Here is a 15,935-nt window from a genome sequence, read left to right as displayed (position 1 = left end):
TCAAATGACACTTGTTCAAAAAAGCGCAGGGATTTCGATCCAAGATCTGCATCTTTCCTTTGGCAGCACCAAAGTGCTGACCGGGGTAAATCTAGAAATTAAAGCCGGTGAATTTTTCGCCTTTCTCGGGCCATCAGGCTCGGGCAAATCCACCCTCCTGCGGGCAATAGCGGGCTTCGGCCCGCGCCCAAAGGGGAAGATTTTGGTGGGTGACCGCGATTTGGCGGGCCTGCCCCCCTGGGAGCGCAATGTAGGCATGGTGTTTCAAAGCTATGCGCTTTGGCCCCATATGTCAGTGCGCAAAAATGTGGCCTTTGGCCTGGTGGAGAAAAAAGTCCCCAGCAATCAAATAAACGAAAAGGTTGAGGCGGCCCTATCCCTCGTCGGCTTGCTGGATTACGCCGAACGTATGCCGTCTCAACTTTCTGGTGGTCAGCAGCAGCGTGTTGCACTCGCCCGTACCATCGTTGTCGAACCTGATGTTTTGCTCTTGGACGAACCCCTGTCCAACCTTGATGCAAGCCTTCGGGTTCAGATGCGGCGCGAGCTACTAGCCTTGCAACGTAAGTTGGGGCTGACCACCATTTTTGTGACCCACGACCAAGAGGAAGCCAACACAACGGCCGACCGCATGGCCGTGCTTGACCAAGGCGTGGTGCAACAAATTGGCAGCCCGCAAATGCTGTATGACCACCCTGAAAATCTGTTTGTGGCGCGCTTTTTGGGCACCGCAAATATTTTGGAAGGCGAAATCACCAAAGCAGATGGTGGGGCACAAATTGAGTTGGTGACTGGCGAAAAAATTGCCATTGAATCGTCCGTTTTCGGCGATGGCAATTTGGTGCTGCGGCCACAAAATATCGCTGTGCGACAAGACCCCAGCGCCAGCGCGCTGACCGGTAAAATTGTGCACCGTGAATTTTTAGGCGCACAAGTGCGCTATCTGGTTGATGTGGCCAACACCCAAATGGTGGTGGACCAAAGTCATGCGCTTGACCAGCCTGTGCTTGAGGTCGGTGCCGAAGTTGGCCTCGACATCAACAAGAAAAGCGGTGTATTTCTGCCGAAAAAAGAAGTGCAACATGCCGCTTAAATATCGTGCGATCATCTTTGATCTGGATGGCACCTTGGTGGACAGTCTGGGTGACTTCCACCACGCTGCCACCATTATGCTCCAAAGCATTGGGCATGATTCAATCCCTGCCGATGAAGTGAAAAGCTTCATCGGCAATGGGCAGGAAATGTTCATTGCCCGCTGCTTGGTGCGGGTGGGGGCCGACCTGACGGCACAACAATTGATCGACGCCACCAAAGTGTTTGAACGCGCCTATGATGAAGCCGATGGCCAACATAGCCAGCTTTATGATGGGGTGGATGAATTGTTGGCACAGATCAAAAAAGCAGGGGCCAAAATTGGCCTTTGCACCAACAGGCCTGTGGCCCGTGCGCGAAAAATTCTCGCCGGATATGGCATCGATCATTATTTTGATGAAATTGCCGGCTTTGAAACCGTGGAAAATCCGAAGCCTGCGCCTGACCCCATTTTACATTGTTTACGCCAGTTCAATTACGCACCTTCGCAGACGCTGTTTATCGGCGATAGTGATGTTGATGGGGAAGCGGCTCATAGGGCCGGAGTGGAATTTGCGTTTCACACCCAAGGGTTTGGCAGCCTGAAATCTCAGCCCTGCCAATTGCTGATCGATCATTACACAATGATTGATCTTCTACCCACAGAAGAGAAGGCGTAGCGAAAGCTACGCCTTTTCAGCTTTATACAGATGCAATCAAGCCGCCATCGATGCGGATGGTGCTGCCTGTGATATAGCTGGCTTTGTCGCTGGCCAAAAAGGCAGCGGCATCGCCATATTCTTTCGGGTCGCCATAGCGGCCAACAGGGATCGCGGCAATGCTTTCAGCCGACACCTCTTCAACGCTTCTACTTTCGCGCTTCGCCTTTTGCTCATCCAAAAAGCTGATGCGTGGCGTGGCGATGCGGCCCGGCAAAATGATGTTGCTGGTGATGCCATCTTTACCCACTTCGCGGGCCAAAGTTTTTGACCAGCCCACCAATGACAAACGCAACGCGTTTGAAAGGCCCAAATTTGGAATAGGCGCCACGACGCCTGATGATGTTGAGGTGATGATCCGGCCCCAACCGCGCTCTTTCATGCCCGGCAACACCCGATCTGTGATGGCGATAACGGACATGACCATCATATCAAAGCTTTCGCGCCACAGGTCTGGCGCTTGGCCTGAAACAGTGCTTGGCTTTGGACCACCCGTATTGTTGACCAAAATATCCACTGAGCCCAACTCAGATTCAATTTTTGAAATATTGATGTCAATTTGATCGAGCTTGCTCAAATCCCATTCAAGCGCGATGGCGTCGCCGCCATTGTCGCGAATGGCTTTGGCGTTGGCTTCTGCTGCGTCCAGATTAATGTCGCCAAGGGCCACTTTCACCCCTTCTTTTGCCAAAGAATTGGCCATTGCGCCGCCAAGGCCACCGCCTGCGCCCAACACCAACGCCACTTTGCCCTTAATTCCAAAATCCATGTTTAACTCCTAACTTTAGTCAAGTTTCTCGCAGGCGAAATCACCCGTGTCTTAATCTTCAAACCAATTGCTGTCGCCACGGCGCACATAGCCGCCATCGCCCGCGGCGTTGCAGACTTTTTCGCCATCCCAAGCCAATTGGCCGCGCAAATAAGTGCGGTCCACCGTCACGCTGAAGGTGCGGCTATCAAAGGGGCTCCACTTGAGATCGTCATGGGCTTTGGCTGAATCCCAGATTTGTGGCTCATTTTTCAAAATGGCGAAATCTGCATCGGCGCCCAATTGAATGCCGCCCTTTTGCGGCCAGATGCCGAAAAAGCGGGCCGGGCGTTCGCACAACATTTCTGCTGTCAGCGACGCCGCTTCTAAACCGCGCTGTTCGGCGGCGGTGTAGAAACAGGGCAGCAAGGTTTCGAGGCCGGGAATGCCCGCACCCGCATCAAAGATGGAGGGGGTAAACTTATTGTCGATCGGCCAGCTTGAATGGTCAGAGCTGATAAAGCCGACGCGGCCCGCCAAAATCTCTTCCCACAACGCGTCGATTTCACCGGGGCGAATAGGTGGGTTCACCTTCATTTTCGCGCCCAATTCCTCACCATCAATCTCCGGGTCAAACCACAAATAATGCACGCACAACTCGCCCGTGGCGCGATAGCCATCAAAGGCATAATTGTCCACCAGCTGGAAACCGCGTGCGGTGGTGAGATGCACAATATGTGCGTGGGCGTGTGCCGCCGCGCCCAGTTCCAAGAATTGCGCTGTCGCTGACATTTCGGCAGAAGCCGGGCGGCTTTCAGAATGAGCGACCAGCCCATTTTTGCCCTCAGCTTTTGCTTTGGCCATATAGGCATGGACCATGTCCTGATCTTCATTGTGCACGCCCAACGGAATATCGGTTGGGGCCAATGCTTCAAATATTTCCAAGATTTGCGGCGTTTGAATGCGCGGGAAACGGGTGGGGTTGCTTTCAAAAGTGGAGATTTTAAAGGCCACCACGCCCCCTTCAATCAGCGCACCAATTTCGCTCACATCCTGCCCGGGGGCCACGGTGGCATAAAGCGCCATATCCGCATGAGCGACATCTTCGATCACGCGCACTTTGTCGTCCAACCGCGCTTTAGTGTTCAGCGGGTCTGGATTGTCATAGGGCATATCTACGAGTGTGGTCACACCGCCAGCGATGGCCGAGCGAGTGGTGCTTTCAATACCGGGCAAGCCGCCATAAGAGCAGGCATGGGTTTGACCATCCACCACGCCGGGCAAGATCAACCCATTGGTGACTTTATGCTGCTCTTTCGCATCAGGCGCATCGCCTTCACCGATTGCGGTGATTTTGCCGTTTTTGACGCCAATCCACACATTGTCACGCACGCCTTCCGGCAATACGGCCGTGCCTTGCACCACCAAATCAAACATTGCTTGTTCTCCCATAATTTAAATCGAGGGCATTGATGGCCATGATTGTGCCTGCCTGCACCGGGTCCACCACCGGCACATGCAGGTGCGCTTGCAGCGCCTCACGATAAAGGCCCAAGCCCGCGCAACCCAAAATCACCACATCTGCCCCATTTTGATCCCGCAACGTGGCGCCAATTTCACCCAAGCCCTGGGTGACATCACTGGCCATCAATTCCGGCACGCTGATATTGATCGCGCGGTCGCCCGCCATGCGCTTTTCAAGTTTCAATTTCTCCAAATAGCGAAGGTGCCGTCCAATGGACGAGGGCCCCATGGAGATGATGCCAAAGGCACCGCCCAATCCAAGGGCGGTGAGATAGGCGCTTTCGGCAATGCCAAACACAGGTTTGTTGGTCGCCGCACGTACAGCGTCAATGCCCGGATCAGAGAAGCAGGCGATGACAAATGCATCGGCATCGCTTTGCGCCACCGCGTCCAAAATATGTGGCACTACTTCAATCACATGATCATCATTTTCAATGCCCGGAGGTGATTTTGCCAACTCGATACAGTCTACCTGATGCGCTGTGCGTTGTTTCAACTCTGCCAAACATTCATCCATCGACTTGGTCACCGATTTGGAGCTGTTTGGATTGATCACCAAAATTTTTGCCATTGGGTCCTCCGATGAGTCCGCTTTTAAAATATTACGTAATATATCACAAGCATATTATTTTGACTTTCGGGCAATGATTGGCCAAAAGAGAGAGACAAGACGCGCAGGACGGGCCCATGGACCAAGAGATAAAAACAAAAAAATCTACATCTTTGACCGAGCAAGCCTATTTAGCGCTGCGTGAAAAGGTGATTACGTGCGAGTTGGCGCCGGGGTCGGATGTGTCAGAGCCGGAACTGGCGGAACAGCTCGCCATGAGCAAAACGCCCGTGCGCGAAGCCATGAGCCGCTTGTGCCTTGAAGGCTTAATGGAAGCTTTTCCCCGTCGCGGCTATCGCGTGACGCCGGTTACGGTGAAAGACATGAATGATCTATTTGCCGTACGCGCCATATTGGAAGGGGCAGCCGCAGCACTGGCCGCCACGCATATCAATGCTGATGAGCTATCCGTTTTGGAGGAATTGGCCGAGGCAGAATATGTGATGGGGGAGGGCATGAGCACTAAGGGCTTTGTGGCCCGCAACCAAATGTTCCACGCGGCCATCGCCCAAGGATCAAAAAATCCGCGATTGCACACGCTGATCATGCGGCATTTGGAAGAGGGAACCCGCTTTTTATATATGGGCACCCGCGCCCGAGACGTGAATTTTGAGACCAATAGCGATCACCAAAAAATTGTGACCGCCTTGCGTGAGCGTAATGTTGAGCAGGCGCGCGCGGAAATGGCTCAGCATATTGAAAATACAAGGCAAGGCCTGCTGCAAGCGCTGATTTCGCAAACAGAATTGAACGTAACGTTCTAGTGCAGCACTGCAAATTGCTTTTCAGCTTGCTCACGTGCTTTTTCAGTATCGGTCATCTTGTGACCTTTCAAAAAAAGGGCCGCAAAAGATGCGGCCCAAATCGTCTTAGTCAGCCAAAGAAAGATTGGCAGCAGATTGCTTGCCATCACGGCCGCTCTCTAGCTCATAAGAAACTTTTTGACCTTCAGCGAGGCCAGAAAGTCCAGCTTGTTCAACAGCTGAAATATGAACGAAAGCATCTTTTGTGCCATCTTCAGGTGAAATAAAGCCGAAGCCTTTGGTTGCATTGAAAAATTTAACTGTGCCGATTGTCATGGCGAATACCTTATATAGAAAGCTCAGCGCACATTGGGCGCATGAGCGAATTTCCCCGCAGGCAACATGCCCGAAGGGTGCAACGTTTTTAGAAATCAGGGAGAAGCCAAGCAAACCGGTTAACCGGTAGATCAGATCGCCAATGATGGCGTTAAACGTGCGTCTGTTATGCGCCTCATTGCACAAAATAGCAAGCGCAATAATTTTTAGCCAATAATTGCGACGGAAAAGAATGTGATTTCAACTTCCGCGAGTGTAACCCAAATTTAAGCGCTTGGACGTAGTTTAATCGCCATCTTCGCAATATAGATTTGGAACATAGCTTGTCGAATATTTCAGAACGCACCGTTGAAAACAGCTTCTGGCAAGAATTTCGCGCGCCCGGCGCATGGCTTTTTGCCCTTTGCGCAGTTCTGCTGCCCAATCTAGTGTTCATCGTCCTATCGTTTCTGACCTATATCGACCGGACCGTGGTCCTCTGCCTCTATCTATTGGCGGGAATTTTGGCGCTTCGGGTGCCGATTTGGCTCACGGCCATTCTTTATCTCGGCATTTTGGCCTTTGATGTGATCATCGTCATCTCATCCATATTTATGCTGCATCCCAAATTGCTGCTGCATTCCTTGCATTATATGGTGTCGTTCAACCTGTTTGCCTCGACCACCTATTTGCTGATTGCTGGCGGACTTTTGATCAGTTTCAGCGCGGCGCTCTATCTGCTCAAGCGGCATCGCACTGCCATGCGCGATGTCAGCCTACTGCCTGCCTTCTTTTGCGTATTTGTGATTGTGGGAGCCAATGCGATGAGTGGCGTGCGGCCACTAATGCTGCTGACACACGATCTTGGCGCTCCACCGACCTTCGGCTCCGCCATACAGGAAAGTCAGTTGGTTTCACCAAATGTACTGCCGGAAAACAACGTGCTGTTTGTGATGGTTGAAGGCATGGGTGCCTTCGAAAACCCCGAACACCAAAATTATCTGGCCAGCCGACTTCAAGGTAAGGGACTGGAAAGTCGCTATGAGATTTCAGCCGGCACCGCACCTTATACCGGTTCGACCACAAGCGGTGAAATGCGTGAGCTTTGCGGCCGCTGGGGAGATTATCTCGACTTTCTAGAAGGCCAATCTATCGATTGCTTGCCGCAACGGCTGCAAAAAAACGGATTTGAAACGGCATCCTTCCACGCCTATTTCGGCTCGTTCTTCTCCAGGTCAGATTGGTACCCTAAAGTCGGATTTGAACAATCCTATTTCGCCACAGATCTGGCCAAACGCTATACGGCAGACCAATTGCCCTTATGCGGCGTCACCTTTGAGGGCTTGTGCGATATGGCCGTTGCCGATCAGCTTCAAGCCTATTTGACCGATGGGGCAACCAAACCGCGTTTCACCTATTGGCTGACGCTCAACTCGCACATTCCCATCGCCCCGGATGAAGGCACTGAATATTTCGCATGCGAAACGGGCGGGCCGTTTGGTGATCGGTTCATTTGCGACATGACCGAAATGTGGATGGATGTGATCGATCGTGTTGCTGAAATTGCAAACGATCCAGACCTGCCGCCAACCGACATCATTGTGGTTGGCGACCATCATCCGCCTTTATGGACCCGCAATGGTCGCGGCAAGTTTCAGAAGGATAAGGTGGCCTGGTTCGCGCTGAAAGCGAAAGCCGAATAACTTGGCTTAGAAATCGCCCGGTGCACATTGCAGGCACACCAAGCCTGCATCGCGCCAGAATTGCACAACAGCAGAACGGTCATCCACCACAAGCCATGGGTTGAACCCGGCTTGTCGAATATCGTCCAACAATTTTTGCTTCACGGCCGGATCGCTAAGGTGATCATCTTCTTCATGGCGCAGGAAAATGCCGTCATACGGAATTTCTTCTTGCTGCAACCACGCCTCTGTTTGGGCTTGCCAACCCGCCGGGCGGCCGGAGCAAAGCACGATCTTATCGCCACTTTTATGGAGCTTTTTCAAAAGCGTTGCGACAGCATCAATCACAGGCGCGGTGGCCATTTCAGTGTGGAATTCATCCCAAAATTTGGTTTCACCATGCACCAGATGGCCCAAGCGCGGCGCATCAAAATGCGCCAAGGTGCCATCTATATCAAATATTACGCAGTCCACATTTCTTCCTTTTGATTTTCTGTCATAAGCGCCGAAATATTGGTCGACCGCGTCAACCGATATTCGCGCCAATTTTGTTGCCCATCAGGGGAGTAAAAGATTGGTTGGCCATTGGCCGGGCGGGGGCCATCAAAATCCAAGCCCAGCAAAAACCGGACAGCTCTGATCGTGCCCGAATGCGCCACGATTACAGGCAAGCCGGGAGAACTGCGCAGCAATATTTTGGTGAGCGCACATTGCTTTCGCTCCACAAAATCGGCCCAGGACTCGCCCTTTGGCGGCGTGTGCTGTCGCGGACAAAGCTGAGACAAATCTTGCCCCTCAAGTGCGCCCCAATCCCGCTCTTTCAATTTGATATCGAGAATTGGCTCATGGTCCAAAAAGCCCAATTGTGCCGTTTGCATGGCCCGCTTCAGAGGGCTGGCATAAAGCACCAATTGCGATGGCCATTGAAACTGCCGAAGCATCTTTGCTTCCGCAAGACCTTGCACTGTCAATTCAACATCCCAATGACCTGCAATCAGCCCATCACGATTGGCGACAGTTTCCCCATGGCGAATGAGACAAAAGGTGCGTTTTGGTAAAATCATGCTCATAGAGAAATTCGCTCCGTGCCGATCATCTGAGCGGAAATCTCTGGCCGTTCATTGTACGCTTCCGGCCCATCGCAAAAAAGCGGGGCATAATATTTGGCGTCTAAGCGGTTCAGCATTTTGACCTGATCTTGCAATGGCGGATGCACATTCCAACGGCAAAAATGCCCTTGATATTGGGCCTTAAGATTGCGGGCATGCACCGTCATATGGCCAGTAAAAATCAAGTGCACATCCACACCCAATCGATTTGCTGCGGCGTATTTTTGGGTCAGCTCCCAAGCAAGGCCTCCATCGGCATTCGGGTTGTCGCAAATCAAAAAACGCGCATCGGAATTGAAGGGATGCAACAGGCGCTCTGCCTTGAGTTGCCCTTCGGCGCAAAGCCCATCCAATTCACCCATCGCCAATGCCTGGTTCACTGCGGCTTGGCACGTTTGATCCAAACTCACCTCGCCAAATTGGCTGAGGAACAAGGCCAGTTCCGCTGCACGCCCAGAAGGGGGCACCGGGAACAGCATTTGCCCGTCAAGCTGCGCGATCAGCGCCACCATATTTTGCCGATGCATCGCCTGCGGCACATTGTTTAAATGATAGGAGGCATCGAGCAAAGCAAGCTCCGCTTTAGGCGGCACATCAAAGGCAAACCAGTTGCTTTCCTCTGACCAATCGCCGGAATAGAACAGCCCATCCCCCAATGCAAAATGAAACCACACACCGCCCAAGGCATGGCCATTGCGCCCGGTGGTGAGTTTCACCCCGTCAATTATGGTTTCGCCACGCTCAGGCAACAGATGCAATTTTGCCCCCTCGGGCAAAGCTTTGGCGGTGGTTGCAGTGCAATAGATCGGGATATTGCTCGCGATCACATGGCCCGCGCCGCCAATATGGTCAATATGATCATGGCTAATGAAAACCTTGGCTGCGCCTTCAAGCCAGTTTGGATCAAACGGTGTATGATCTTCCGGCCCATGCCCACAATCGAGCAACCAAATTTCATCGTTAATATGCAGGCGAATACAGGCGGGGCCTTTTGCGCCCAAGCCTGACAGAATTTCAATTTTAGCCATGGCTGACCTCGCCATCGGCAAAGGCCCATGGGGACACAATGTCCAACCCAATGGCCATATCATTTTGCAGGCGATGGGGGCTGAGCGCCACCAGCATTTGGCCGCACAATGTTTCCAATTTCACCCGAAATTTGCCGCCCAAATAGGTGGTGGTTTTCACCTTTGCACGCAAAGGGGCGTCATCATCAAAGCGCAAATGTTCGGGACGAATGCACACATGAGTTGGCGCATCGATTTTGGCCCGCGCCGTAAAGCGATGACCCAAAAACTGCATTTCAATTTGATCATGTGTTCGCGTGCCAATAGCGCGCGCGGGGACCACAGCACCTTCACCCACAAAGTCTGCCACAAAGCTATTGTCCGGCTCATTATAAAGCTGTTCCGGCGAAGCAAACTGACGGATTTTACCTTTTTCCATCACCGCCACCCGATCAGCCATGGCCATCGCCTCGGTCTGGTCGTGGGTGACATAAACCATGGTCGCGCCCGTGCGTTGATGGAACTGCGCAAAGGCTTCTTGCATGGTCGCACGCAATGCTAAATCCAAATTGGCCAAGGGCTCATCCAGCAGAACGGCACGCGGATCCGTGACCAAGCATCGCGCTAGGGCAACCCGTTGCCTTTGCCCACCAGAAAGCGCGGCAGGGGAACGATTTGCATAAGGCCCTAAGCCAGTTAAGGCCAATGCTTCCTCTACTTTTTTGTCGCGCTCTTGCTTTGGCATGCGGCGCACTTCCAGCGGGTAGGCAATATTGCGCTTTACGCTCATATGCGGCCACAAGGCATAGGACTGAAACACAATGCCAATATTGCGCTCTTCCGGTGGCACAAACAGGTTTGAGCGGGCGCACGCGACTTGCTGATCACCAATATGCAGACGGCCTTCGCTTGGCTGTTCGAATCCAGCCAATAAGCGCAGCAAGGTGGTTTTGCCGCAGCCTGACGGGCCGAGCAAAGCAACAAATTCGCCATCTGAAATTTGCGCATCAATGCCCGCAAGGGCAGGCGCGCCATCAAAATGCTTTTGCACATTTTCCATGATTAATTCTGCCATGGCACAACTCCTTTAGGCAGTCTTTGGGCCAGCAATTGAATGCCCCCCATCAGCGCGATCACCACCGCCACCACGGCCACTGAAACAGCAGAGGCCATGACGGTTTCGCCACTATCGTCCAAATTAAAAATCACCACGCCGAGCGTTTCAGTGCCGGAGGACCATAAAAGCGCCGACACAGTGAGCTCATTAAAGGCAGTTAGAAACACAAGGATTGCCCCTGCCGCCGCACTCGGCGCCACCAAAGGCAGCAACACAGTGCGCAACCGCTTAAACAGCCTTGCCCCCACCGCTTGCGCTGCTTCTTCCATGGTGGGATCAAGCTGCGACAGGCTGGATTGAATGGGCCGCAACATCACGGTCATAAACCGCGCCAAATAGGCGATAAAGATGATCCAAATGGTGCCGTATAGACTCCAGTCGGTGAAGGGCAGATTGATGAAGGTGAGGATGCAGGCGATGGCCAGCACAACACCGGGCAAGGCATAAGGCAGATCCACAATTGAATCGATAAAACGCGTCAATTGCGAAGGCCGCCGCTGCATCATCCATGCTAGTGGCAAACACAACGTCATCAACACAATGGCAGCCCCCGCAGCCAGCATAAATGAGTTGCTGAAAGCGCGCATGGTGACGGGCTGACGGAACAACGCTTCGTGCCAGCCCTTAAAGCTCAATGTCTCCAGCGTAAGCGGCACACCATAAGCAGGCACCAAAGAGGTCATCACCAATGCAATCAGCGGTAAAACCAAAATGCAAAAAATGATCAACCATAGGCCCAACTCGGTGAGGAAGCGCCATTTGCCAAGGGAAATAGACAAAGGGCGCGAGGAGGTGCCGACCAAGCCGTAGGCTTTCCGCTTCAACAGCAATTTGTGGGCCAAAACGCCAACGAGAGCGATTGCGCCGATAATCACAGCCAAAACCGCCACTTCGGAAAGAACGGAAGGGCCGAGACCTGCCAAGCGTTGATAGATCAATGTGGGCAATGTGGAATAGCGTGCCGGGATGCCCAGCATGGCGGGAATACCAAAATTGCCCAAAGCGGTGACGAAGGCCATTGCCGTGCCAGCCGCCAAGCTGGGTAGGCTTAGTGGCACAATAATTTGCCACCAAACGCGCAAACCTTTTGCGCCAGAAATGCGCGCCGCTTCAACGGCTTCAGCCGGGATCATCCGCAAGCCAGCGCGCAGGGTGAGGAAAATAATCGAGGTATGTTGGATGCCCAACAAAAGGGCGATGCCCCAGTCAGAATAAAGCGGCTGCGGCGCGCCCAAGGGCGGCGCAAGGCCAACGCTTTTTAATAAAACAGAAGAAGGGCCCATCATTTGCGTCCAGGCCAGCGCGGTGATCTGCGGCGGGATCATCATGGGGATCATCAAGCAAAACACCAATGCTGCTTTACCGCGCAAATCGGTGAGCGCCACCACGAAGGCAAAAAGGCTGCCCAAAACGATAGAAATCAATGTGCCCACACCAGCCGTGAACAAGGAATGCCACAAAGCCGTTTGCGTGCTTTCCGCTGCGAAAATTTTGGCGAAGTGAGACAGCCCCCAACCAGATGGGCCATCAAACGCCTCCAGCAGCAGCCGGGCGACCGGCGCAAGGATCAACAGAATTAGGGGCAGTAAAACAAGAGGGAGCAGCCGATCCTCGAACCGGCTACCCTTTGTATGTGACGCAAAAATTGCGGTCATTTCACACCGAAAGTTTCTGCGAATTTTTCTTTGTTGCTCTCCGCATTTTTCAATGCGTCGGCTGGATCAAATGCCATCAATTTGATCTCGTCACGGCTTGGGAAACCAGCAGGCACAGCCATGTCGTTGCGGGCAGGGATGTAACCCATATCCAGCACCAATTCTTGGCCTTCTTGGCTCAACACAAAGTCGACGAACTTTTGCGCCGCATCCACATTTTTGGCGCTTTCCAAAATAGCCACTGGCTCTGTTACATAGGTTACGCCTTCTTCAGGGAATACGAAATCCACTGGTGAACCGTCTGCCTTGTTGCGGATGGCCAAAAAGTCGACAACCACGCCATATGGCTTTTCGCCAGAGGCAACAGCTTTAAATGTGCCACCATTGCCGCCTTCTGCACGGGCTTCATTGGCCGCCAACTTTTCGTAATAATCCCAACCCAGTTCTTCATTGGCTGTGAGCGCGGCCAAATGGATCAATGCCGCACCTGAATAAAGCGGTGATGGCATCGCCACCAAACCCTTCATATCGTCAGCCGCCAAATCGGCCCAAGCGGTTGGCACTTTGTCAGCGCCCGTATTGTATACGATGCCTGTGGTGATCAGTTTGGTGGAATAATAATAGCCACCAGCGCTAAACAACGCTTCGTCATAGGCGGCCGCTTCGCTTGATTGATAAGCCTGCAACAAGCCTTCTTGCGCCATGCCCTCAAGGGTTACTGTGTCCGCAATCAACAAAACGTCTGGCTGTGGGTTACCCGCTTCAATTTCAGCATAAAGGCGCGCCATCAATTTGGTGGTGCCATCGCGCACCCACTCAACTTCGATGCCGGGATGTGCCGCTTTAAACGCATCAACAGTTTGCTGTGCATCAGCATTTGGCTGCGATGTGTAAAGGGTGAGAGTTTCTGCCTGAGCGACCATTGGGGCCACAAGCGCAAAAGAGGCTGCATATAGGAAGGTTTTCATCATAATCTCCAGTTTTTAACTTTCGAACGAAAATTAGAGGCGGTGTTCGAAGACGACGCACATGGCTTTACCCACGCTAAATGACAGCTAAATGACAGTTTGATTTCTTTATTTTCTCAAAGGAATAATTTTATGGTTGCGCTCATATGACGCTGGATTTACCTTTGAACTGACCAAACTTGTTTTCGAACGAAAATATGAGATCAAAAGTGCGCGCGCAGGAAAAAGCCCGACGGCGAGACCAAATTGTCGACCTTTTGTCACGCTATGGCGAACTGTCTGCCGGGCAACTGGCCGATTTTTTAAACGTCACCGTGCAAACGGTACGCACGGATTTGCGTGAGCTTGACGAGTTGCAACTGATCAAACGCCGCCACGGCAATGCCAGCCTCAGCACCCCGGCAGAAAATATCGGCTATTTGCCCCGCACTAGCTTAGCGCAAGATGATAAATGCCGGATCGCTGCGAAAGTGGCTGAACTTGTGCCTGAAGGCGCAAGTCTTGCCATTGGCACCGGTACCACCGCCGAAGAGGTGGCCCGCGCCCTGATCAACAAACAAAATCTGTTTGTGGCCACCAACAATATCCATGCTGTTTTGGCCCTGCGGGCAAACCCATCCGTCACCATCACCATGGCTGGCGGCAAAGTGCGGTTGCGCGATTTGGATTTTATCGGCGCGGAAGCAATTGAGTTTTTTGCGAAATATACTGTCGACATTGCCATTTTCAGCATTGGCGGCCTGGCGGAAGATGGTGCCATACTCGACTTTAATCAGGATGAAGTGCGCGCGCGCCACGCCATCGCCAATTGTGCCAAACAGCGCATTCTGGTGTTGGACAGCACAAAAATCGGCCGCGCCGCCACCTGCTGCGACGGACACTTAGCGGACTATGATATTGTGGTGCACACTGGCACCTTGTCGCCAACCGCCATGAAACGCTGCGCCGACCAAGGCACAAAATTGATCGCGGTTTAAGCGACATATTTTTGAAATCTAGGTCAGATAAATCCGGCAATGGATTGACGATTAGCTTCAAACCAATATAACGAGCGCAACCATTTGGACCTTGGTGAGATGCCAGGGTGGCTCTTCCAGCCGCCGATCCGCTGGATAATCAGAATAAAGAACTCCAAACACAAATAAGCACAACGCTTATGGGTACAAAATCATTATGTTGACTCTCTCTCAATATCGCCAGCAATGGTTCGGCAACATTCGTGGCGATCTCCTTTCAGGTATTGTGGTGGCCCTTGCCCTTATTCCTGAAGCTATTGCCTTTTCCATTATCGCAGGTGTTGACCCAAAGGTCGGTCTTTACGCCAGTTTCTCCATTGCGGTGATCATCGCTTTTGTGGGTGGTCGCCCCGGCATGATCTCTGCCGCGACCGCGGCCACCGCCGTGTTGATGGTGACCCTGGTGAAAGACCATGGTTTGCAATATTTGCTTGCCGCCACTGTGTTGGCTGGTTTGCTACAAATTGCAGCCGGCTTTTTGCGCCTCGGTTATGTGATGCGCTTTGTGTCCAAATCGGTAATGACCGGATTTGTGAACGCGCTGGCCATCTTGATTTTCATGGCGCAATTGCCGGAGCTGGACCCAAGCAAGGTGCCGCCATTGACTTATGGCTTGGTCGCGCTGGGCTTGGCGATTATTTATCTATTCCCCCGCCTCACCAAAGCGGTGCCATCTCCATTGGTCACCATCATCATCTTGACCATTTTGACCGTGGTGCTGGGCCTTGACGTGCGCACCGTAGGCGATATGGGCGAGTTGCCCGATACGCTACCTGTATTTTTGATCCCGAACATTCCGTTGAATTTTGAAACCTTGCAGATTGTTTTCCCATATTCTTTGGGCGTTGCTGTTGTGGGGTTGCTGGAAAGCTTGATGACCCAGCAAATCGTGGATGATTTGACCGACACCAATTCAGATCGCAATCAGGAATGTATTGGCCAGGGCATCGCCAACACGGCCACTGGCTTTATTGGCGGCATGGCAGGCTGTGCCATGATTGGCCAATCCATCATCAACGTGAAATCGGGTGGCCGCGGGCGCTTATCTGCCTTTATTGCTGGCACTGTGTTGTTGATCATGGTGGTGATCCTTGATGATATCGTATCCATCATTCCTATGGCTGCGCTTGTGGCGATCATGATCATGGTCTCGATCGGGACTTTTTCTTGGTCCTCCATCAAGAATTTGAAAGAGCATCCCAAATCATCGTCCATCGTGATGGTGGCCACGGTGTTTTTCGTGATCTACACCCACAATCTCGCCATTGGCGTGCTGGTGGGCGTGCTGCTCTCTGGCATTTTCTTTGCGTGGAAAATTTCTCAATTGTTCCGCGTGCGCACAGAGATCAACGAAGATGGCAGCCACCGGACTTATGTTGTTGAAGGCCAGTTGTTCTTTGCATCGAGCGAAGACTTTATGAAAAGCTTTGACTTCAAAGAAGCACCTGAAAAGGTCACCATTGATGTGAGCCGTGCCCATATCTGGGACATTTCGTCTGTGGCCGCATTGGACATGGCGGTGCTAAAGTTCCGTCGTGACGGGGCAGAAGTGGACATTGTGGGGCTGAACAAAGCCTCTGAAACCATTGTCGACAAGCTCGCCATTCACGACAAACCCGGCGCCCTTGATAAATTGATGGGCCATTAAAGG

At 52.4% G+C, this 15,935-nt stretch carries 16 protein-coding genes and 1 other annotated feature; of the genes, 6 read left to right on the top strand and 10 right to left on the bottom strand.

Annotation, left to right across the window (positions count from 1 at the left end):
• Positions 1-4 precede the first annotated feature (4 nt).
• Together ATL17_RS16555 and ATL17_RS16550 are read left to right on the top strand one after the other, a co-directional pair.
• On the top strand, positions 5-1,093 hold the full coding sequence (locus tag ATL17_RS16555) for an ABC transporter ATP-binding protein (RefSeq protein WP_133573965.1): 1,089 nt from the start codon (positions 5-7) through the stop codon (positions 1,091-1,093).
• Entirely contained in the window at positions 1,083-1,751 is a 669-nt protein-coding gene (locus ATL17_RS16550) for an HAD-IA family hydrolase (RefSeq protein ID WP_166639086.1), read from the top strand. The genes ATL17_RS16555 and ATL17_RS16550 overlap by 11 nt, the downstream gene beginning before the upstream one ends.
• Before the next feature lie 22 nt (positions 1,752-1,773).
• Here ATL17_RS16550 and ATL17_RS16545 read toward each other — a convergent pair whose 3' ends face one another.
• From ATL17_RS16545 to ATL17_RS16535, 3 genes are read right to left on the bottom strand one after another with little or no spacing between them, the layout of a single operon-like run.
• Positions 1,774-2,559, bottom strand: coding sequence for an SDR family oxidoreductase (locus ATL17_RS16545; protein ID WP_133573963.1), 786 nt, complete (start codon positions 2,557-2,559; stop codon positions 1,774-1,776).
• Between the two features lie 51 nt (positions 2,560-2,610).
• Positions 2,611-3,975 (bottom strand): dihydroorotase, encoded by a 1,365-nt coding sequence (locus tag ATL17_RS16540; protein ID WP_133573962.1) that lies wholly within the window; start codon positions 3,973-3,975, stop codon positions 2,611-2,613.
• On the bottom strand, positions 3,968-4,633 hold the full coding sequence (locus ATL17_RS16535) for an aspartate/glutamate racemase family protein (protein ID WP_133573961.1): 666 nt from the start codon (positions 4,631-4,633) through the stop codon (positions 3,968-3,970). The genes ATL17_RS16540 and ATL17_RS16535 overlap by 8 nt, the downstream gene beginning before the upstream one ends.
• Positions 4,634-4,749: 116 nt before the next feature.
• Between ATL17_RS16535 and ATL17_RS16530 the strand changes: the two genes are divergently transcribed.
• Complete coding sequence (locus tag ATL17_RS16530) at positions 4,750-5,436, top strand: GntR family transcriptional regulator (protein ID WP_133573960.1); 687 nt, start codon at positions 4,750-4,752, stop codon at positions 5,434-5,436.
• A 105-nt stretch (positions 5,437-5,541) separates the two neighbouring features.
• Here the strand turns inward: ATL17_RS16530 and ATL17_RS16525 are convergent, their stop codons facing one another.
• Entirely contained in the window at positions 5,542-5,751 is a 210-nt protein-coding gene (locus ATL17_RS16525) for a cold-shock protein (RefSeq protein ID WP_133573959.1), read from the bottom strand.
• A gap of 323 nt (positions 5,752-6,074) precedes the next feature.
• Between ATL17_RS16525 and ATL17_RS16520 the strand changes: the two genes are divergently transcribed.
• The gene (locus ATL17_RS16520) at positions 6,075-7,433 is read left to right on the top strand and encodes a sulfatase-like hydrolase/transferase (RefSeq protein WP_133573958.1); all 1,359 of its coding nucleotides are present in this window, start codon (positions 6,075-6,077) and stop codon (positions 7,431-7,433) included.
• Between the two features lie 6 nt (positions 7,434-7,439).
• Here the strand turns inward: ATL17_RS16520 and ATL17_RS16515 are convergent, their stop codons facing one another.
• Genes ATL17_RS16515 through ATL17_RS16490 form a run of 6 tightly spaced genes read right to left on the bottom strand, consistent with a single transcriptional unit; the run spans position 7,440 to position 13,268 of the window.
• Entirely contained in the window at positions 7,440-7,886 is a 447-nt protein-coding gene (locus ATL17_RS16515; RefSeq protein ID WP_208111235.1) for a phosphatase domain-containing protein, read from the bottom strand.
• Positions 7,874-8,482, bottom strand: coding sequence for a histidine phosphatase family protein (locus tag ATL17_RS16510; RefSeq protein ID WP_133573957.1), 609 nt, complete (start codon positions 8,480-8,482; stop codon positions 7,874-7,876). Before ATL17_RS16510 ends, ATL17_RS16515 begins: the two co-directional genes overlap by 13 nt.
• Positions 8,479-9,549 carry an MBL fold metallo-hydrolase gene (locus ATL17_RS16505; RefSeq protein ID WP_133573956.1) on the bottom strand — a complete coding sequence of 357 codons (1,071 nt, stop codon included), beginning with the start codon at positions 9,547-9,549 and terminating at the stop codon, positions 8,479-8,481. The genes ATL17_RS16510 and ATL17_RS16505 overlap by 4 nt, the downstream gene beginning before the upstream one ends.
• Entirely contained in the window at positions 9,542-10,603 is a 1,062-nt protein-coding gene (locus ATL17_RS16500) for an ABC transporter ATP-binding protein (protein ID WP_133573955.1), read from the bottom strand. Before ATL17_RS16500 ends, ATL17_RS16505 begins: the two co-directional genes overlap by 8 nt.
• On the bottom strand, positions 10,591-12,300 hold the full coding sequence (locus ATL17_RS16495; protein WP_133573954.1) for an ABC transporter permease: 1,710 nt from the start codon (positions 12,298-12,300) through the stop codon (positions 10,591-10,593). The genes ATL17_RS16500 and ATL17_RS16495 overlap by 13 nt, the downstream gene beginning before the upstream one ends.
• Positions 12,297-13,268, bottom strand: coding sequence for an ABC transporter substrate-binding protein (locus ATL17_RS16490; RefSeq protein WP_133573997.1), 972 nt, complete (start codon positions 13,266-13,268; stop codon positions 12,297-12,299). The genes ATL17_RS16495 and ATL17_RS16490 overlap by 4 nt, the downstream gene beginning before the upstream one ends.
• A gap of 197 nt (positions 13,269-13,465) precedes the next feature.
• Between ATL17_RS16490 and ATL17_RS16485 the strand changes: the two genes are divergently transcribed.
• Together ATL17_RS16485 and ATL17_RS16480 are read left to right on the top strand one after the other, a co-directional pair.
• Entirely contained in the window at positions 13,466-14,245 is a 780-nt protein-coding gene (locus ATL17_RS16485) for a DeoR/GlpR family DNA-binding transcription regulator (RefSeq protein WP_166639085.1), read from the top strand.
• An 83-nt stretch (positions 14,246-14,328) separates the two neighbouring features.
• Positions 14,329-14,386: a sequence feature (sul1 is cis-regulatory element that is thought to sense ions involved in sulfur or methionine metabolism; They are found in Alphaproteobacteria), on the top strand.
• Between the two features lie 55 nt (positions 14,387-14,441).
• The gene (locus ATL17_RS16480; protein WP_133573953.1) at positions 14,442-15,932 is read left to right on the top strand and encodes a SulP family inorganic anion transporter; all 1,491 of its coding nucleotides are present in this window, start codon (positions 14,442-14,444) and stop codon (positions 15,930-15,932) included.
• Positions 15,933-15,935 lie beyond the last annotated feature (3 nt).

It is taken from the genome of Maritalea mobilis (assembly GCF_004363175.1).
Taxonomy (GTDB): Bacteria; Pseudomonadota; Alphaproteobacteria; order Rhizobiales; family Devosiaceae; genus Maritalea; species Maritalea mobilis.
The sequence above is the reverse complement of the archived record's forward strand: the minus strand, read 5'-3'. Positions and strand labels throughout refer to the sequence as shown.